General features: G+C 61.6%; 15 protein-coding genes. 13 read left to right on the top strand and 2 right to left on the bottom strand.

What is annotated here, in order from left to right:
- Positions 1-33: 33 nt before the first annotated feature.
- The 3 genes from ACODTO_RS23485 (at position 34) to rarD (ending at position 4,184) form a co-directional block, all read left to right on the top strand.
- Complete coding sequence (locus ACODTO_RS23485; protein WP_489107120.1) at positions 34-1,935, top strand: PhoX family protein; 1,902 nt, start codon at positions 34-36, stop codon at positions 1,933-1,935.
- A 171-nt stretch (positions 1,936-2,106) separates the two neighbouring features.
- Positions 2,107-3,081: a serine/threonine protein kinase gene (locus tag ACODTO_RS23480; protein WP_175384766.1), complete on the top strand. Its 975-nt coding sequence runs from the start codon at positions 2,107-2,109 to the stop codon at positions 3,079-3,081.
- 215 nt (positions 3,082-3,296) lie between these two features.
- Positions 3,297-4,184, top strand: coding sequence for an EamA family transporter RarD (gene rarD / locus ACODTO_RS23475; protein ID WP_139640667.1), 888 nt, complete (start codon positions 3,297-3,299; stop codon positions 4,182-4,184).
- A gap of 217 nt (positions 4,185-4,401) precedes the next feature.
- On the opposite strand, the gene ACODTO_RS23470 is transcribed toward rarD, so the two are convergent.
- A complete protein-coding gene (locus ACODTO_RS23470; protein ID WP_139640669.1) occupies positions 4,402-4,920 on the bottom strand; it encodes a glycine cleavage system transcriptional repressor in 519 nt (172 codons plus the stop codon).
- 549 nt (positions 4,921-5,469) lie between these two features.
- On the opposite strand from ACODTO_RS23470, the gene ACODTO_RS23465 reads away from it, so the two are divergent.
- A complete protein-coding gene (locus ACODTO_RS23465; protein WP_489107119.1) occupies positions 5,470-7,647 on the top strand; it encodes a malate synthase G in 2,178 nt (725 codons plus the stop codon).
- Positions 7,648-7,735: 88 nt separating this feature from the next.
- Here ACODTO_RS23465 and ACODTO_RS23460 read toward each other — a convergent pair whose 3' ends face one another.
- Positions 7,736-8,182, bottom strand: a complete 447-nt coding sequence (locus tag ACODTO_RS23460) for a response regulator (RefSeq protein WP_139640673.1) — start codon at positions 8,180-8,182, stop codon at positions 7,736-7,738.
- Between the two features lie 254 nt (positions 8,183-8,436).
- Between ACODTO_RS23460 and ACODTO_RS23455 the strand changes: the two genes are divergently transcribed.
- The 9 genes from ACODTO_RS23455 to ACODTO_RS23415 all read left to right on the top strand — a co-directional run bounded on the left by ACODTO_RS23455 (position 8,437) and on the right by ACODTO_RS23415 (position 19,113).
- Positions 8,437-10,377, top strand: coding sequence for a putative nucleotidyltransferase substrate binding domain-containing protein (locus ACODTO_RS23455; protein ID WP_489107118.1), 1,941 nt, complete (start codon positions 8,437-8,439; stop codon positions 10,375-10,377).
- A complete protein-coding gene (locus ACODTO_RS23450) occupies positions 10,374-11,081 on the top strand; it encodes a 3'-5' exonuclease (protein ID WP_489107117.1) in 708 nt (235 codons plus the stop codon). The genes ACODTO_RS23455 and ACODTO_RS23450 overlap by 4 nt, the downstream gene beginning before the upstream one ends.
- A 222-nt stretch (positions 11,082-11,303) precedes the next feature.
- Positions 11,304-11,822: an RNA polymerase sigma factor gene (locus tag ACODTO_RS23445; RefSeq protein WP_489107116.1), complete on the top strand. Its 519-nt coding sequence runs from the start codon at positions 11,304-11,306 to the stop codon at positions 11,820-11,822.
- Positions 11,819-12,802, top strand: a complete 984-nt coding sequence (locus ACODTO_RS23440; protein ID WP_139640680.1) for a FecR domain-containing protein — start codon at positions 11,819-11,821, stop codon at positions 12,800-12,802. Before ACODTO_RS23445 ends, ACODTO_RS23440 begins: the two co-directional genes overlap by 4 nt.
- Before the next feature lie 234 nt (positions 12,803-13,036).
- On the top strand, positions 13,037-15,475 hold the full coding sequence (locus ACODTO_RS23435) for a TonB-dependent siderophore receptor (protein WP_139640682.1): 2,439 nt from the start codon (positions 13,037-13,039) through the stop codon (positions 15,473-15,475).
- A gap of 103 nt (positions 15,476-15,578) precedes the next feature.
- Positions 15,579-16,709, top strand: a complete 1,131-nt coding sequence (locus ACODTO_RS23430) for a PepSY-associated TM helix domain-containing protein (RefSeq protein WP_024779429.1) — start codon at positions 15,579-15,581, stop codon at positions 16,707-16,709.
- On the top strand, positions 16,706-16,885 hold the full coding sequence (locus ACODTO_RS23425) for a hypothetical protein (protein WP_139640684.1): 180 nt from the start codon (positions 16,706-16,708) through the stop codon (positions 16,883-16,885). Before ACODTO_RS23430 ends, ACODTO_RS23425 begins: the two co-directional genes overlap by 4 nt.
- 196 nt (positions 16,886-17,081) lie before the next feature.
- Positions 17,082-18,383 (top strand): MFS transporter, encoded by a 1,302-nt coding sequence (locus tag ACODTO_RS23420; RefSeq protein ID WP_139640686.1) that lies wholly within the window; start codon positions 17,082-17,084, stop codon positions 18,381-18,383.
- Between the two features lie 100 nt (positions 18,384-18,483).
- On the top strand, positions 18,484-19,113 hold the full coding sequence (locus ACODTO_RS23415; RefSeq protein ID WP_053190510.1) for a glutathione S-transferase: 630 nt from the start codon (positions 18,484-18,486) through the stop codon (positions 19,111-19,113).
- Positions 19,114-19,191: the final 78 nt, after the last annotated feature.

The raw sequence follows: 19,191 nt of genomic DNA, 5'->3' as shown, positions 1-19,191 counted from the left end.
TAAGGTGACTGCCAAACCAGCAGGGAGCCTGAGATGAGCCTATTAGAAGAAAACCAATCCACCGACCTGGAAAAGATCGTCGGCCTGAGCCGCCGTAGCTTTATCGGCGCCGGCGCCTTGTGTGGCGCGGCCATGTTCCTGGGTGGCAACCTGTTGAGCCGCAGCGCCCTTGCCGCCGCCGTCAGCGAAGGCAACAGCAAGTTGCTGGGCTTCGACAGCATCGCTGCCGCCACGACCGACACCCTCACCCTGCCACCCGGCTACAAGTCCTCGGTGTTGATCAGTTGGGGTCAGCCGTTGCAGAAGAACGCCCCCGCATTCGACCCGAGTGGCAATGGCACCGCGCGTGACCAGGAAATGCAATTTGGCGACAACAACGACGGCATGAGCCTGTTCCCGTTCCCGGGCGACGAGAACCGAGCGCTGATGGCAATCAACAACGAATACACCAACTACCGCTACCTCTTCGCCCATGGCGGCCAGCCGCAGTCGGCCGAAGACGTGCACAAGGCCCAGGCCAGCGAAGGCGTATCGGTGATCGAAGTGAAGCGCCAGGGCGGCCAGTGGCAATTCGTCCAGGCATCGCGCTACAACCGCAGGATCCATGGCAACACCCCGATCGAACTGAGCGGGCCGGCCGCCGGACATGAACTGCTGAAAACCGGCAGCGACAAGAGCGGTAAGAAAGTCCTCGGTACTTTCCAGAACTGCGCCAATGGCATGACGCCGTGGGGCACCTACCTGACCTGCGAAGAAAACTTCACCGACTGCTTTGGCAGCAGCAAGTCCGATTTGCAGTTCGATGAAGCGCAAAAGCGCTACGGCGCCACCGTCACCAGCCGCGAGATCAACTGGCACTTGTACGATCCACGCTTCGATCTGGCGAAGAATCCCAACGAGCTCAATCGCCATGGTTGGGTAGTGGAAATCGACCCATTCGATCCAGCGTCCACCCCCGTGAAACGCACCGCCCTGGGCCGCTTCAAACACGAAAACGCTGCCCTGGCACAAACCGGGGATGGTCGCGCCGTGGTCTACATGGGCGACGACGAGCGTGGTGAATTCATCTACAAATTCGTCAGCCGCGAGCGCATCAATCACAAGAACCCCAAGGCCAACCGCAACCTGTTGGACCATGGCACCTTGTATGTGGCGCGCTTCGACGCCGGTGACAGCAATCCGGACCACCCGAAAGGCAAGGGCCAGTGGATCGAACTGACCCATGGCAAGAACGGCCTCGACGCCAGCAGCGGCTTCGCCGACCAGGCCGAAGTGCTGATCCACGCGCGCCTGGCCGCCAGTGCCGTGGGCGCCACACGAATGGACCGCCCGGAGTGGATCGTAGTCAGCCCGAACGACGGCCAGGTCTATTGCACCCTGACCAACAATGCCAAGCGCGGCGAAGACGGCCAACCGGTGGGCGGGCCCAACCCTCGGGCCAAGAACGTCTATGGGCAGATCCTGCGCTGGCGCACCGACCGCGACGACCACGTGTCCATGACCTTCAGCTGGGACCTGTTCGTAGTGGCCGGAAACCCGACCGTACATGCCGGTACACCGAAAGCCGGTTCGTCCAATATCAACCCGCAGAACATGTTCAACAGCCCCGATGGCCTGGGCTTCGACAAGGCCGGCCGGCTGTGGATCCTCACCGATGGTGACGTCAGCAACACCGGGGATTTCGCCGGCATGGGCAACAACCAGATGCTCTGTGCCGACCCCAACAGCGGCGAAATCCGTCGATTCATGGTCGGGCCGGTGGGCTGCGAAGTGACCGGCATCAGCTTCGCGCCGGACCAGAAGGCCTTGTTCGTCGGGATCCAGCACCCTGGCGAAAACGGCGGTTCGACCTTCCCCGAGCACCTGCCCAACGGCAAGCCGCGCTCGTCGGTGATGGTGATTACCCGCGAGGACGGCGGCATCATCGGCGCCTGATAAGGCCCCATCGCGAGCAGGCTCGCTCCCACAAGGATCAGCAACCTTGAAGATCCGATGTGGGAGCGAGCCTGCTGGCGATGGCTTCAGCACAGCCACCACCTATCTGCCTCCGTCTGCGCTACCATGCTGGGCCGGACGCGGCAGCCCTGCCGCTGCGCAGGAGTCAGCATGTCCCATCCGTTCGAAACCCTCACGCCCGACCTGGTGCTCGATGCCGTAGAAAGTATCGGCTTCCTCAGCGACGCCCGTGTGCTGGCTCTCAACAGCTACGAGAACCGCGTCTACCAAGTCGGCATCGAAGACGCCGAGCCGCTGATCGCCAAGTTCTATCGCCCCCAGCGCTGGACCAACGAGGCGATCCTGGAAGAACACCGCTTCACCTTCGAGCTGGCCGATTGCGAAGTGCCGGTAGTGGCGCCGCTGGTTCACAACGGCGCCAGCCTGCACGAACACGCCGGGTTTCGTTTCACCCTGTTCCCTCGCCGCGGCGGCCGTGCGCCGGAGCCGGGCAATCTCGACCAACTCTATCGCCTTGGCCAATTGCTCGGACGTCTGCATGCGGTAGGCGCCAGCCGCCCGTTCGAACACCGCGAGGCCCTGGGCGTGAAGAACTTCGGCCATGACTCACTGGCGACCGTATTGGAAAGCGGTTTCGTGCCCCGCAGCCTGCTTCCGGCCTACGAGTCGGTGGCAAGGGATCTGCTCAAGCGTGTCGAAGAAACCTACGCCGCCACGCCCCATCAGAACATCCGCATGCACGGTGACTGTCACCCGGGCAACATGATGTGTCGCGACGAGGTTTTCCACATCGTCGATCTGGACGACTGTCGCATGGGCCCGGCGGTACAGGATCTGTGGATGATGCTGGCCGGCGATCGTCAGGCATGCCTGGGCCAGTTATCGGAATTGATGGACGGCTACCAGGAGTTCCATGACTTCGACTCACGGGAACTGGCGTTGATCGAACCTTTGCGCGCCCTGCGCCTGATGCACTACAGCGCCTGGCTGGCCCGTCGCTGGGACGACCCGGCATTCCCCCGCAGCTTCCCGTGGTTCGGCAGCGAGCGCTATTGGGGCGACCAGGTGCTGGCATTGCGCGAGCAACTGGCGGCGCTCAATGAAGAGCCGTTGAAGTTGTTCTGAAGAGCGCACTTCAACCATCACCACAATCCCCTGTGGGAGCGAGCCCGCCCGCGATCGCGGTGTGTCAGACAACATATTCGTAAGCTGATACACCGCGATCGCGAGCAGGCTCGCTCCCACAGGAGGTATTTGCGTTGTTGCTCAAAGGTTCGCCCAAAACCTGACAAATCTACTTACAATCACTCCTTTGTTAGCTGCCTAAGCAAGGATTCTGCATGCAAGCCGCCAACCCGCGTCGCGGGTACATCCTGGGCCTGAGTGCCTACGTCATCTGGGGATTGTTCCCCATCTATTTCAAAGCGATAGCCAGCGTGCCGGCCGTGGAGATCATCATCCACAGGGCGCTGTGGTCGGCGCTGTTCGGCGCGGCGCTGCTGATGGTCTGGAAACACCCAGGCTGGTGGCGCGAGCTGCGGGACAACCCGCGTCGCTTCGCGATCCTGGCCTTAAGTGGCACATTGATCGCGGCCAACTGGCTGATCTACGTCTGGGCGGTGAACAATGGTCGCATGCTCGAAGCCAGCCTGGGTTACTACATCAACCCGCTGGTGAATGTGCTGCTGGGGATGCTGATCCTCGGCGAACGGCTGCGGCGCATGCAATGGCTGGCGGTGGGGTTGGCAGCGGTTGGCGTGGCGCAGCAGGTCTGGCAGGTCGGCAGTTTGCCGTGGGTGTCCCTGGCGTTGGCGTTGACCTTCGGCTTCTATGGTCTGATTCGCAAGCAAGCCCCGGTCAAAGCCTTGCCAGGGCTGGTGGTGGAAACCTGGATGCTGGTACCGATCGCCATAGCCTGGTTGCTGTTCAACCCGACCGCCACCAGTGCCCAGGCAGCGTTCTGGACTACCTCCGAAGCCTGGTGGCTGGTGGCGGCCGGCCCGGTGACACTGGTTCCGCTGGTGTGCTTCAACGCCGCCGCCCGGCATCTGCCCTACACCACGCTGGGCTTTCTCCAGTACATCGCACCGACACTGGTGCTGCTGCTGGCAGTGCTGCTGTTTGGCGAGCATCTGTCGTCCAGCACCTTGGTGGCGTTTCTGTTTATCTGGGCCGGACTTGCGGTATACAGCATCGACGCCGTGATCAGTATGCGCCGACGCAACTGATCAAAAATCGTACATCCCTCTGCAGGCCACGCTTGACGTGGCCTGCGTTGATCCACCCCAAGGTTATCCACAGCGTCATCCCCGCCGTTTGTGCACAAGCCCTTGAAAACTGGCGATTTTTTGATCATCGCCGGCAAAGGCCCGCCGGGCCTGGGCTGGCGCCGGGTTTCTACAGGTTATCCACAGGCAGGTGCAGCTTTTCCTTGGATAACCGGCCTCACGCCTCATCGCTCAGTTTGAGTTCCACCATCAATTCGTCGGCCAAGGTCTCCAAGCGTTCCTGCAAGGTGTCCAACGACAGCGTCAGCGGCACGCCCAGGATCGCTTCGGCGTGAAACAGCAGTTCGCTGCTCATCGGTGCCGGCCCGACATGGGTCACCAGCCGCTCGACATTGACCCCCTGCTCGCTCAGCAACCGGGTGATGTCCCGCACGATACCGGGGCGGTCGTTACCCACCAGCTCCATGGCAATGGGTTTCCAACTGCAGGACTCCTCGATCGTGCTCTGCGCGATGAGCACGCGAATGCCATGGCTCGCCAACCCCTGCAAGGCTTCGATCAGTTCCTCATGGGATTCGGCCGGAGCACTGAGACGCAGTATTCCGGCAAATTGCCCCGCCAGATGCGACATGCGGCTTTCCAGCCAGTTACCGCCGTGCTCGGCAATGCATTGGGCGATGCGCTCGACCTGCCCGGGTTTGTCCGGGGCGAAAACGGTGATGACGAGATGGTCCATGGCGCAGCCCTCTTGTTATGGGAAGAAAGAGTATAGGCAGCATGAGCTGTGTAGGAGCTGTCGAGTGCAACGAGGCTGCGATCTTTCCCATACCAATTGATTCGGGAGCGAAAGATCAAAAAGCAAAGATCGCAGGCTCCTACACTCGGCGGCCGCATTTATCATTCTGAGGTCCACTTACAATCGTGTACAAGTCATAAGATTTATATGGAACAATTCATCAGTTTTTTGAGAACATCAGACGTCTCGTCGTGACTGTACTGCTTTAGTCGGTCGCGGAACGACGCAATTAGTCTAATTTTCACAACCGCAACTGTTCATGTAGTATTCCGCAGCGAGCACTACATAATGTTGGACCGATGTCTGCCAAGGCGCAGTCGCATCCCTGAAAGCCCCATCAGCAAGGCTTAACGCCCATGATAGGTCCCACCCAGCCGCCAGCGATGGCATGTACTGGTTCCGGGGTTTGTGGTTTAAATGTCCCGAGGCTTCATTGTCAAAATCGAAGAGCTGAAAAGCGAAATAGCTGAGCAGAGTGAGAGGCAAGCAATGACTGAACACGTTCAAGTCGGTGGCCTTCGGGTCGCCAGAGTCCTGTTCGACTTCGTGAACAACGAAGCCATCCCCGGTACCGGTCTGACCGCCGACCAGTTCTGGGCCGGTGTCGACAAGGTCATCCACGACCTGGCACCGAAGAACAAAGCCCTACTCGCCAAACGCGATGATTTCCAGGCTCGGATCGATGCCTGGCACCAGTCGAAAGCCGGCCAGGCCTTTGATGCCGTGGCTTACAAAGCCTTCCTGCAAGACATTGGATACCTGCTGCCAGAAGTGGCGGATTTCCAGGCTACGACCCAAAACGTCGATGACGAAATCGCCCGCATGGCCGGCCCGCAGCTGGTGGTGCCGGTGATGAATGCCCGTTTCGCCCTCAACGCTTCGAACGCCCGCTGGGGTTCGTTGTACGACGCGCTGTACGGCACCGACGCCATCAGCGAAGCCGATGGCGCGGAAAAAGGCAAAGGCTACAACAAGGTTCGCGGCGACAAGGTCATCGCTTTCGCCCGTGCCTTTCTCGACGAAGCAGCCCCCCTGGCGGCCGGCTCCCACGTCGACTCCACCGCCTACAAGATCGTCGACGGCAAACTGGTGGTCGCCCTCAAGGGTGGCAGCAACAGTGGCCTGCGTGACGATGCCCAACTGATCGGTTTCCAGGGCGACGCCTCGGCTCCCACCGCGGTACTGCTCAAGCACAACGGCCTGCACTTCGAAATCCAGGTCGATGCCAGCACCCCGGTCGGCCAGACCGACGCCGCCGGCGTCAAAGACATCCTGATGGAAGCCGCGCTGACCACCATCATGGACTGCGAAGATTCGGTCGCCGCCGTCGATGCCGATGACAAGGTAGTGATCTACCGTAACTGGCTCGGCCTGATGAAAGGCGATCTGTCGGAACAGGTCGCCAAGGGCGGTCAGACATTTACCCGCACCATGAACCCGGACCGCGCGTACACCGCCGTCGACGGTTCGAGCCTGACGCTGCACGGTCGCTCGCTGTTGTTCGTGCGCAATGTCGGTCACCTGATGACCATCGACGCGATCCTCGACAAAGATGGCAACGAAGTGCCGGAAGGCATTCTCGACGGTCTGGTGACAAGCCTGGCGGCGATCCACAGCCTCAACGGCAATACGTCGCGCCGCAACAGCCGCACCGGCTCGGTGTACATCGTCAAGCCGAAGATGCATGGTCCGGAAGAGGCCGCGTTCACCAACGAGCTGTTCGGTCGCATCGAAGACGTGCTGAACCTGCCGCGCAACACCCTCAAGGTCGGGATCATGGATGAGGAGCGCCGCACCACGGTCAACCTCAAGGCCTGCATCAAGGCTGCCAGCGAGCGCGTGGTGTTCATCAACACCGGTTTCCTGGATCGCACCGGCGACGAAATCCACACCTCGATGGAAGCCGGCCCGATGGTGCGCAAGGCCGACATGAAAGCCGAGAAGTGGATCGGCGCCTACGAAAACTGGAACGTCGACATCGGCCTGAGCACCGGCCTGCAAGGTCGTGCGCAGATCGGCAAGGGCATGTGGGCCATGCCGGACCTGATGGCGGCGATGCTCGAACAGAAAATCGCCCATCCGATGGCCGGTGCCAACACCGCTTGGGTTCCATCACCGACCGCCGCCGCGTTGCATGCGCTGCATTACCACAAGGTCGACGTGTTCGCCCGTCAGGCCGAACTGGCCAAGCGGACCCGCGCTTCGGTAGACGATATCCTGACCATCCCGCTGGCGGTCAACCCGAGCTGGACGCCGGAGCAGATCAAAAACGAGTTGGACAACAATGCCCAGGGCATCCTCGGCTACGTGGTGCGCTGGATCGACCAGGGCGTCGGCTGCTCCAAGGTGCCGGACATCAACGATATCGGCCTGATGGAGGACCGGGCGACGCTGCGCATTTCCAGCCAGCACATCGCCAACTGGCTGCGCCATGGCATCGTCACGCAGGACCAGGTGATGGAAAGCCTCAAGCGCATGGCGCCAGTGGTGGACCGCCAGAACGCCAGCGATCCGCTGTACCGTCCGTTGGCACCGGACTTCGACAGCAACATCGCTTTCCAGGCAGCGGTCGAGCTGGTGATCGAAGGCACCCGGCAGCCTAACGGCTACACCGAGCCGGTGCTGCACCGTCGTCGCCGCGAGTTCAAGGCGGCCAATGGTCTGTGATTGAGCGGTAGCGATAAATGAGGAAGGCCCTGATCTTGCGATCAGGGCCTTTTTTGTTTGCATAACCGCCTTTGCTGATCGCCACAGGCTAGAGATCCATCCCCAGCTCCCGCTTGACCAACTCCAGCAACTTCTCCGTATCTATGGGCTTGAGCAGAAAATCCACCACGCTCAGGTGCATCGCCTCGATGGCGTCCTTCACGTCGGCATCGCCGGACACGATGATGATCGGCAGCGCGGCCCGCTCCGACTCGCGGATCAGGCGCACCAGTTCCAGGCCATCGACATTGCCCATACGCAGATCGGTGATCAGCAGGCCGATCGACGGCTTGGTTTCCAGCATCCTGAGTGCGGTTTCGCCGCTGGCGGCGGTCATGCAATGGATGCCATCCAGCGCCAGGATTTCCGACAGAAGCTCGCGAGCGTCCTTGTCGTCATCGACGATCAAGACTCGCTGCGGCGGCAGGTCAGGCTCCAGCATGACGGCACTCAACGCTTCGCGCTCGGCGTCACTCAAAATATCGTGATCGGACATGATGCTCTCTACATTCCTTGAATCGATCCCCTGGCACAGTGGTCAGACATCGTTCGGCAGCGCTTCAATGTGCACTTCGTCGGATTTTTTTCCAAGAACATTCAATGAAGATTTTTCCAGGGCTCGTGCAGGACTTTTTCTGTAGGTCGTCCCCCTTTGCAGGAACCTAGACTTACGTCCAATGGGCACTCCCCCCCTCAGAGGTCGACCATGGGGAACAGATCCGACCACAACAATTCAAAAAAGATTGCGCAATGGTTATGAAAAAAGCGGACGCCTTCATCCAGGCGGGGAAAACCGCGGTGTTGCAGAACATCCAGGGCACGTTGCAGTTCCTCCAACGCTTCCCCCCGTTCAACCAGATGGAAAATGCTCACCTGGCGTACCTGGTGGAACAATGCCTGCTGCGCTTCTACGCGCCAGGTGAAACCATCATCAAGCCGGCCGACGGTCCGGTGGAGCACTTTTACATCGTCAAGCAGGGCCGGGTGGTAGGGGAGCGTCCGCATTCGGCCAAGGGTGGCACCGAGACCACTTTCGAAATCACCACCGGCGAATGCTTTCCCCTTGCCGCACTGCTCGGGGAAAGGGCCACGCGCACCGAGCACCGGGCCGGCGAAGACACGTTCTGTCTGCAATTGAACAAGCAGGCTTTCATCAAATTATTCGCCTTGTCCGGCCCGTTTCGCGATTTCGCCCTGCGCGGGGTCAGCAGCCTGCTCGACCAGGTCAACCAGCAGGTCCAGCAAAAATCCGCGCAGACCCTGGGCACCCAATACTCCCTGAATACCCGCCTGGGTGAGCTGGCGATGCGTCATCCGGTGAGCTGCAGCCCTGACACGCCGTTGCGCGAAGCCGTGAAGCTGATGCACGAGCAACAGGTCGGTAGCATCGTGGTGGTGGACGAACACAAGGCGCCGGTGGGGATTTTCACCCTGCGTGACCTGCGACAGGTCGTGGCCGACGGTTCCGGGGACTTTTCCCAGGCCATCGCGGCGCACATGACCCAGGCACCGTTTTTTCTCTCGCCGGATCACAGCGCCTTCGACGCGGCCATCGCCATGACCGAACGCCACATTGCCCATGTCTGCCTGGTCAAGGAACAGCGCCTGTGTGGCGTGGTATCGGAACGGGATCTGTTTTCCCTGCAGCGAGTCGACCTGGTGCACCTGGCCCGGACCATTCGCAGCGCCCCTCGGGTGGAAAACCTGGTGGCCCTGCGGGGCGAGATCGGCCAACTGGTGGAACGCATGCTGGCCCACGGCGCGTCGTCGACCCAGATCACCCATATCATCACCTTGCTCAACGATCACACCGTGAGCCGCGTCATCGAGCTGACCCTGGCCGAAAAAGGCGATCCGGGAGTGCCGTTCAGTTGGTTGTGCTTTGGCAGTGAAGGCCGGCGCGAGCAAACCCTGCACACCGACCAAGACAACGGCATCCTGTTCGAGGCCCGGGACGCGGCCCATGCGGCGCAGATCCGCGGCCTGCTGCTGCCCATCGCCCAACAGATCAACCAGAGCCTGGCGCTGTGCGGCTTCACGCTGTGCAAGGGCAATATCATGGCCGGCAACCCGGAACTGTGCCTGTCCCGCGCCGAATGGTCCCGACGCTTTGCCGCCTTCATTCGCGAAGCGACGCCGGAAAACCTGCTGGGCTCCAGCATTTATTTCGACCTGCGGGTGGTCTGGGGCGACGAGCAAGGCTGCAATCAGTTGCGCCGGCAGATCCTCGATCAGGTGGGCGATAACCGTCTATTCCAGCGCATGATGGCCGAGAACGCCTTGCGTCATCGCCCTCCGGTCGGGCGTTTCAGGGATTTCGTGCTGAGCCGTAAAAACGGTGAGAAAGCCACCCTGGACCTGAAAGTGCAAGGCCTGACGCCCTTCGTCGACGGCGCCCGCCTGCTGGCGTTGGCCAATGTCATCGAGGCCAACAACACCCTGGAGCGTTTGCGGCAACTGGTCGCCCGGGAGGTGATCGATCCCCTGGATGGTGCGGCCTATGAAGAGGCCTACCACTTCATCCAGCAAACCCGTATGCAGCAACACCAACTGCAGACCCGCGAGAACCTGCCCTACTCCAACCGTGTCGACCCCGACAGCCTCAATCACCTGGATCGGCGGATCCTGCGTGAATCCCTGCGCCAGGCTCAACGCCTGCAAAGCAGCCTGACCTTGAGGTATCAACTGTGAACCTGTTTTCCTGGTTGCGCCCGGCCTCGCCGACGTTGCCGGACGCGTTGCAGCGGCGCCTGGAAAACCTGTCGCCGCCCTCGCCCCTGGATGAGCGCAGCCTGCGGGAACAGCGCTGGGTGGTGGTGGACCTGGAAACCACCGGCCTGAACTTGAACAAGGATCAGGTGTTGTCCATCGGGGCGGTGGTGATCGAAGACGGTGCCATCGATTTCAGCCAGCAGTTCGAGCGCACCTTGCAATGCGAGAAGCAGAAGCTCGGGCCGAGTGTGTTGATCCATGGCCTGGCACCCAGCGCAATCGCCGCGGGCAGCGACCCGGCCGAAGCATTGCTGGCGTTCATGGAGTTCGTCGGCGACAGTCCGCTGCTGGCCTTCCACGCGCCCTTCGATGCCCACATGCTCGGCCGCGCCCTGAAAGACCACCTGGGCTACCGCTTGCAGCACGTGTTCCTCGACGTAGCCGACCTGGCGCCGATGCTCTGCCCCCAGGCAGCGCTGCGCAAGAGCGGCCTGGACGACTGGATCGAGGCTTTCAAGCTGCAAGTGGTTGATCGTCACAATGCCAGCGCCGACGCCCTGGCCACGGCGAAACTGGCACTGATCCTGTTCAGTCGCGCCCGCCAGCAACAGATCCACAGCCCGCTCAACCTGCAACAGTGCCTGGGCCAGTGGAAGCGCCGGCAGCAGGCGCCTTCCATGTAACACTGACCCAGCATGGCTGACCTGTAGGAGCATGGCTTGCCCGCGATGCAAACAACTCGGTCAGGCTGTTAATCCCGGATGATGCTATCGCGGGCAAGCCTTGCTCCCACAGAGTCAGCTAAATCCACAGACAGTATCCCGATCAGCTCCAATTGCATTCCCGCCCCCGCCTCTGCCACAATCGCGAACAATTCTCGTTACTTAAAACATCGGTGATGCTCCGTGTCGTCAGTCCCTAGCCCCCGCAACGATCTGGTTGGTGCGTTGTACCGTGATCATCGCGGTTGGCTGCTGGCGTGGTTGCGGCGCAACGTGGCCTGTCCGCAACGGGCCGAGGACTTGAGCCAGGACACCTTCGTGCGCCTGCTCGGCCGTAATGAGCTGACGGCCCCCCGCGAGCCCCGGGCATTCCTGGTGGCAATCGCCAAAGGCCTGCTGTTCGATCATTTCCGTCGGGCCGCCCTGGAGCAGGCTTACCTCACCGAACTGATGCTGATTCCCGAAGGCGAACAGCCGTCGCTGGAAGAACAGCAATTGATCCTCGAAGACCTCAGGCAGATCGATCGCCTGCTCGGCAAGCTGTCGAGCAAGGCTCGCGCCGCGTTCCTGTATAACCGGCTGGACGGCCTCGGCCATGCCGAAATCGCCAAGCGCCTGGGGGTTTCGGTGCCGCGGGTACGCCAGTATCTGGCGCAGGGCATCCGACAGTGCTACGTCGCACTCTATGGGGAGCCGACATGAGCCCGGCCCATTCCAAACCGGTCTCGGCCAGCGTATTGGATGCCGCCATTGCCTGGCAGTTATCGCTGGATTCAGGCAGCGGCAGCGCTCAGGAGCGCGAAGCGTTCGCCCGCTGGCACGCCGCCGATGAAGAACATGCCCGGGCCTGGCGGCAGTTGGGCATGCTCGACCAGCGCTTCAGCGTTGCCAACGGACCGGCGCGGGCCGCGCTACTGCAATCGCGGGTGAGTATCCGTCGCCGGATACGCAAAGTGGGCAGCAGCCTGGCCAGCATTGTCGCGGTCATCGGCCTGACATTGTTTGCCGGTGAACGTTATCTGCCGCTGGACTACTGGCTGGCCGACCAACGCACCGCAACCGGCGAGCAACGTACCCTGCGCCTGGCCGACGGCACGCTGATCAACCTCAACACCCACAGCGCGCTGGACGTGCGCTTTGACGCTAAACAACGGCGCATTGTTCTCCAGGAGGGCGAGATCCTGGTGGAGACCGGCCACAACGACCCACGTCCGTTTATCGTCGAAACCCGCGAAGGCAGCCTGCGCGCCCTGGGCACGCGGTTCCTGGTCAAGCGCGAGGACGACGGCACTCGCCTGAGCGTATTGCAATCCGCCGTGGCCGCCCACCCACAGGCCTCGGGGCAAGAACAGATTCTGCGCGAAGGCCAGCAGGTGCTGATGCGCCGTGACGGCCTTGGCCCCACCCTGGCCCTGAGCCCCGGCGCCGATGCCTGGACCCGGGGCATGCTGGTGGTAGAGAACGCTCGCCTTGAAGATCTGGTGCATGAGTTGGGGCGCTATCGACGCGGCTACCTGGGGGTCGAGCCAAAAGTGGCGGATTTGCGCATCACCGGCAGCTTTCCGCTGCATGACACCGACCTGGCCCTGAGCGCGTTGCTGCCGACCTTGCCGGTGCAGATCGAGCATCACACGCGGTGGTGGGTGGTGGTGCAACCCAGCACCGGGGCCAAGGCCCGATAAAAGGTGATCCATGGGATCGCCTTCGCAAGCAGGCTCGCTTCCACAATGCATTGGCGCGCATCCATCCCTGTGGGAGCGAGCCTGCTCGCGAAGGGGCCGTCAGCCCTGCACAAAACAGGTCTGGTCCCACCATTTAAATCCTGAATCTAAATTATTTTCATCTACCCCTATCACTTTTGCATTTTCATTCGGCATCCAGGCAATTGAGAAATATTTCCATTCAGGAGCCGCCGTATGTCCCGCCCGCTAGACACCCTGTTGCGCCCCAGCCTGTTGGCCGTTGCCATCGTCCTTGCCGTCCCGTTGGCCAGCGGCCCACTCCTGGCGGCCGAACAGCCGTCCAGCGTGCGCACTTACAACCTGCCCGCCGCGTCACTGGCCAGCACCCTGAACCAGATCGCCAGTCAGGCCGGTCTCGCTCTGAGCCTGAGCCCGACATTGGCCGCAGGCAAAACCTCGGCCCCGGTCCAGGGCCAGTTCGATGCCGCGGGCGCATTGCGTGAAGCCTTGCGCGGCACCGGCTTGCAACTGCAACAGAGCAGCACCGGCACCTACAGCCTGGTGGCCGTGCCCGAAGGCGTCATGGCCCTGCCGGAAACCAGCGTGATCGGCGCCGGCCTGAGCGAAAGCGCCTGGGGCCCGAGCGAGAGCTATGCAGCCACTCGCACCGCCGCCGGCACCAAGACCGATACGCCGATCGTCGAGCTGCCGCGCTCGGTCTCGGTGGTGACACGCCAGCAGATGGAGGATCGCTCGGTCCTCAACCTCAACGATGCCCTGCGCTACACCGCCGGTGTGCAGAGCAGCGGCTACGGCTCGGATTCGCGCAACGACTGGCTGCTGGTGCGCGGTTTCATACCGACTCAGTTTCTCGATGGCCTGCCGCTGCCCAAGGGCAACTACATCACGCCGAAAATCGAGCCCTGGAACCTGGAGCGCATCGCCGTGCTGCGTGGTCCGGCATCGTCGGTCTACGGCCAGACACCACCCGGCGGCATGCTCGATATGGTCAGCCGTCGCCCACAAGCCGAGAGCAGCCACGAAGTCGAGTTGCAGGCCGGCAGCTATGAACACAAGCAGATCAACTTCGACAGCACCGGCCAGATCGATGACGAAGGCCAATTCCTCTATCGGCTCAGCGGCACCGTGCGCGACAGCAATGCCCAGGTCGATCACATCCCGGACAAGCGCTACAACATTGCCCCGAGCCTGACCTGGAACATCAACGACGACACTCGCCTGACCTTCCTGTCCCAGTACACCCGCGACGACACTGGCATCACCGGGCAATTCCTGCCCTTGCAAGGCACCAAGCTGTCCTCGCCGGCCGGCAAGATTTCCCACCACAAGAACCTGGGCGATCCGGACTGGGAATTCTACGACCGCACCTACTACGCCCTCGGCTATGCCTTCGAACATCGCTTCAATGACACCTGGCAGTTCCGCCAGAACCTGCGCTACACCAAGAGCGACCTGGAATTCCAGGGCCTCACCGCCGGCGGGTCGTTCTTCCCGGCGGGCCCCGATCAAGCCGTGAGCGCCGACGGCACGGTCAAACGCAGCGCCGGTATCGTTAACGAAGACATCAGTCAGTTCGCCGTCGATAACAATTTCCAGGCCGACTTCCAGACCGGTGCCCTGAGCCATACGCTATTGCTTGGCCTGGACCATCAGCGTTCCAACAGCAATTCGCGCTGGAAATGGGGATCCACCGGCGTCCCGACCACCAATATCAACAACCCGATCTATGGGCAGGATTTTTCCAACGTCCAGTACTTCGATATGTACGACTACAACCAGAAGACCCAGCAGACCGGTCTGTATATCCAGGACCAGATGGCCCTGGACAACTGGCGCCTGACCCTAGGCGGTCGTGAGGACTGGATTCACACCGGCACCGAGTTCCACAACCTGAACAACGCCACGAACACTCAGCGCGATAAGAAATTCAGCGGTAACGCCGCACTGAGCTACGTCTTTGATAACGGCGTGACGCCTTATATTTCTTTCGCCCAGTCGTTCCAGGCGGCGGCCGGCTCGACCGTCAACAGCACCGACGCGTTCAAACCGACCGAGGGCGAACAGTACGAGGCTGGCATCAAGTACCAGCCCCCAGGCACCAAGACCCTGCTGACAGCCGCAGTGTTCGACCTGACCCAGAAGAACAACTCCGTGACCGAAAACAACATCACCCGCCAAGTCGGCGAGGTGCAGGTACGCGGCCTGGAGCTGGAAGCCTCCGGTGACGTCACCGACAATCTGAAACTGATCGGTTCCTACACCTACAACGACAGCGAAATCACCAAGGGCACCGCAGCTGAAAAGGGCAAGCGCATGGCCCAGGTGCCACGCAACCAGGCCACCGCGTGGGCCGACTACACCTGGCACAACGGCCTGCTCGACGGCTTCGGTGTCGGTGCCGGTGTGCGTTACGTCGGCGACACCTACGGCAACACCACCAACACCGATTGGGGTCATGTCGGCTCCTACACCGTCTACGACGCATCGGCCCATTACGATCTGGGGCGTGTGAGCAGCTCCCTCAAAGGCGTATCGGTGGCGGTGGACGCAAAGAACATCTTCAACAAGGACTACCTCTCCACCTGCGACGGCTTCTATTGCTACTACGGCGATCAACGCAACGTGGTCGCCAGTGTGAATTACAAGTGGTAACTGGCCGCCTTCATTTGAAGAGTCCGTGGCGAGGAAGCTTGCTCCCTCGCCACGATGAATCACACAGCTCTTGAGTGAAGCGCTTTCGCAATCGGACCCCCTCATGAAAAGTAAAACCATCCGCCGCTGGTCCTTCGTCCATACGTGGTCCAGCCTGATCTGCACAGTGTTCCTGCTGATGCTGGCAGTCACCGGGTTGCCGCTGATTTTCCATCACGAGATCGAACACCTGCTGGGCGATGCTCCGGAGTTTCGGGACATGCCCGCCGATACGCCGCGGCTTGACCTCCAGCAACTGGTGGAAAAGGCCAAGGCCCATCGCCCGGGTGAAGTGGTGCAGTATTTTGGCTGGGACGAGGACGAGCCCAACGGCGTCGTCACCATCATGGCCCCGACACCGGGTACCGAACCCAATGCCTCCCATACTTTCATGCTCGACGCCCGTACCGGCGAGGCCCTGGAGACACCTGCGGCCAATGGCGGCTTCATGATGGTCATGCGGCGCCTGCACGTGGACATGTATGCCGGACTGCCTGGCAAATTATTGCTGGCATCGATGGGACTGCTGTTCGTGGTCGCCATCGTTTCCGGCGTGGTCCTGTACTTGCCGTTCATGCGGCGCCTGAAGTTCGCCACGGTGCGCCAGGACAAGTCCCCGCGTCTGCGCTGGCTCGACCTGCATAACCTGATCGGCGTGGTCACGCTGGTCTGGGCATTGACGGTTGGAGTCACCGGCGTAATCGCCGCCTGCGCCGACCTGATCATCGCGGCGTGGCGCAACGACAGTCTCAGTGCCATGGTCGAGCCCTACCGCAACGCGGCGCCACTGGAGCAACTGGCGCCGGCCACCCGCCTGCTGGACATCGCCAGGAACGTCGCACCCGGCATGGAGCCGAGCTTCATTGCTTTCCCCGGCACCTTGTTTTCCAGCGCACACCACTATGGCGTGTTCATGAAGGGCAGTACCCACCTGACCGCCCATCTGCTGACACCGGTACTCATCGACGCCAGCACTCTGGACGTCACCGCCGTGGCCGAACGACCGTGGTACATGGACCTGATGAGCCTGTCCCTGCCGCTGCACTTCGGCGACTACGGCGGCAGGCCGATGCAGATCTTCTGGGCGGCCCTGGACGTGCTAACGATCATCGTCCTCGGCAGCGGCGTTTACCTCTGGGTGGTGCGGCGTAGAACGAACCTGCGCGTGGCTGCCGATAGGGAGGCCGTCTCGTGAAGCCCCGGCAGTCAAGTGTCTGGAAAGTGTTCGGCATGCCCGCAGCCATTGGCGCCCTTTGCGCAGCTGGGCTATTCAGCGCCTTGCTCGGCGATGGTCTGTGGGATGCGGTGAGCTGGCTGGGGCTGGGTATCCCTTCTGTCGTGGCGGTGTGGGGACTGGTCCCGCGCCGCTGAGTCACCAGGGCGCTCTAACCGATTGAGCCCCCTCCACAGACCAGTCATACGATGACGCCATCCTCGGGCGCCCTGAAACTCGCCCAATATCTGACATATTTGTTGACAAATTATTCCTTGCGCTCCTATAAAGGCAAATGTTGTACGACAACCTACAACAGCGACACCAACTCCAAAAATAATCGATGGTGAAGTGATGAAGATCAAAGGCATCCGCTGGTGGATGGTCGGCCTGGTCACGGCCGGCCTGATGGTCAACTACCTGGCGCGCAATACCCTCTCGGTGGCCGCTCCGACCCTGATGAGCGAGATGAATATCTCCACCGAGCAGTACTCCCATATCGTCGTCGCCTGGCAAATCTGCTATGCGCTGATGCAGCCGGTGGCCGGTTACATCATCGATGCCATTGGCACCAAGATGGGCTTCGCCATTTTCGCCTTCGCCTGGTCTATCGCCTGCGCCGCCGCAGCAATGGCCTCGGGCTGGCAAGGCCTGGCATTTTTCCGTGGCTTGCTTGGCCTGACAGAAGCCGCCGGGCTGCCCGCCGCCGTCAAGGCATCGACCGAATGGTTCCCCGCCAAGGAGCGCTCGGTCGCCATCGGCTGGTTCAACATCGGCTCGTCGATCGGTGCTGTCCTCGCGCCGCCGCTGGTGGTCTGGGCAATCCTGAACAGTGGGTGGGAACTGGCATTCCTGATCGTCGGTGGCCTGGGCATCGTCTGGACGTTTCTCTGGCTGGTCCTCTATAAGCACCCCCGTGACCAGAAGCGCCTGAGCGACACCGAGCGCGATTACATCATCAGCGGCCAGGAAGCCCACTTCCAGGAGCAGAATCCGAAGAAAGGCAACTGGAAAAAGATCATCGCCAGCCGCAACTTCTACGCCATCGCCAGCGCCCGGATCCTCTCCGAGCCGGCCTGGCAGACCTTCAACGCCTGGATCCCGCTGTATCTGATGACCGAGCGGCACATGAACATCAAGGAGATCGCGATGTTCGCCTGGCTGCCGTTCCTGGCCGCCGACCTGGGTTGCGTGCTGGGCGGTTACCTGAGCCCGTTCTTTCACAAATACTGCAAAGTGTCACTGTTCACCTCCCGCAAGATGGTCTTGCTGTTCGGCGCGTCCTGCATGGTTGGCCCGGCCTGCATCGGCCTGGTGGACAGTCCGTACACCGCAATCGCCCTGCTGTGCATTGGTGGCTTTGCCCACCAGACCCTGTCGGGTGCGTTGTATGCCATCACGTCCGACTCGTTCGGCAAGAATGAAGTCGCCACCGCCACCGGCATGGGCGGCATGTTCGGTTACCTGGGCGCCGCGGCCTTCACGCTGTTGTTTGGCGTGATGGTGACAAAAATCGGCTATAGCCCGCTGTTCGTGCTGCTGGCGATTTTTGACGTGATTGCTGCGTTCATCGTCTGGACCGTCGCCCGGGAACTCAAGCAACAACCGGCAACGCCAGCCCCGTTGGAGCCGCAGGCCCTTCAACCGGCCGTGTGATCCGAGGCACAGACCGGGCCGCAGGGCTCGGTCACCCTTGCCTTGCGCATTGATGATCGCGCTATGCTGCGCGACATCCTTCCCTGATCGAGACGCTGCCATGTCCGTTCCCAGCATGACGCTGTTCCACAACCCCGCCTCGCCCTTCGTTCGCAAGGTCCTGGTGCTGCTGCACGAAACCGGCCAGCAGGACCGCGTGGCGTTACAGCTCAGCCAGCTCACGCCCGTCAAACCGGACCAGAAACTCATCGATGACAACCCGTTGAGCAAGATCCCGGCCCTGCGCCTGGCCAACGGCAGTGTGATCCACGACAGCCGCGTCATCCTCGATTACCTCGATCACCAGCACGTCGGCAATCCACTGATCCCCCGTGACGGCGCGGCCCGCTGGCGGCGCCTGACCCTGGCCTCCCTGGCTGACGGGATCATGGATGCGGCGGTGATGGTCCGCTATGAAACCGCCCTGCGGCCGGCGGAAAAGCACTGGGACGAATGGCTCGACGCCCAACGGGACAAGATTCGCCGCGCCTTGGGCATGCTCGAAGCCGAAGCGATTGCCGAACTGGCCAGCCATTTTGACGTGGCGTCCATCAGCGTCGCCTGCGCCTTGGGTTACCTGGACCTGCGCCATCCCGACCTGGAATGGCGCAAGACCCATCCGCAGCTGGCGGCGTGGTTTGCCGAGGTGAGCTTGCGGCCTTCAATGGTCGCTACCGTGCCCAGGATCTAGATCTTTCTCCAAATGTGACGACCTCATCGCGAGCAGGCTCGCTCCCACAAAGGACAGCCCCGGACCTGTGGGAGCGAG

It is taken from the genome of Pseudomonas sp. FG13, from assembly GCF_057809755.1.
Note: the sequence above shows the minus strand (reverse complement) of the source record. Positions and strands in the feature narration are given on the sequence as shown.

Excerpts from the sequence above, each read along its gene's own strand:
- ACODTO_RS23485 (WP_489107120.1), top strand. The coding sequence starts at position 34 with ATGAGCCTATTAGAAGAAAACCAATCCACCGACCTGGAAAAGATCGTC.
- ACODTO_RS23480 (WP_175384766.1), top strand. The coding sequence starts at position 2,107 with ATGTCCCATCCGTTCGAAACCCTCACGCCCGACCTGGTGCTCGATGCC.
- rarD (WP_139640667.1), top strand. The coding sequence starts at position 3,297 with ATGCAAGCCGCCAACCCGCGTCGCGGGTACATCCTGGGCCTGAGTGCC.
- ACODTO_RS23470 (WP_139640669.1), bottom strand. The coding sequence starts at position 4,920 with ATGGACCATCTCGTCATCACCGTTTTCGCCCCGGACAAACCCGGGCAG.
- ACODTO_RS23465 (WP_489107119.1), top strand. The coding sequence starts at position 5,470 with ATGACTGAACACGTTCAAGTCGGTGGCCTTCGGGTCGCCAGAGTCCTG.
- ACODTO_RS23460 (WP_139640673.1), bottom strand. The coding sequence starts at position 8,182 with ATGTCCGATCACGATATTTTGAGTGACGCCGAGCGCGAAGCGTTGAGT.
- ACODTO_RS23455 (WP_489107118.1), top strand. The coding sequence starts at position 8,437 with ATGGTTATGAAAAAAGCGGACGCCTTCATCCAGGCGGGGAAAACCGCG.
- ACODTO_RS23440 (WP_139640680.1), top strand. The coding sequence starts at position 11,819 with ATGAGCCCGGCCCATTCCAAACCGGTCTCGGCCAGCGTATTGGATGCC.
- ACODTO_RS23435 (WP_139640682.1), top strand. The coding sequence starts at position 13,037 with ATGTCCCGCCCGCTAGACACCCTGTTGCGCCCCAGCCTGTTGGCCGTT.
- ACODTO_RS23430 (WP_024779429.1), top strand. The coding sequence starts at position 15,579 with ATGAAAAGTAAAACCATCCGCCGCTGGTCCTTCGTCCATACGTGGTCC.
- ACODTO_RS23420 (WP_139640686.1), top strand. The coding sequence starts at position 17,082 with ATGAAGATCAAAGGCATCCGCTGGTGGATGGTCGGCCTGGTCACGGCC.
- ACODTO_RS23415 (WP_053190510.1), top strand. The coding sequence starts at position 18,484 with ATGTCCGTTCCCAGCATGACGCTGTTCCACAACCCCGCCTCGCCCTTC.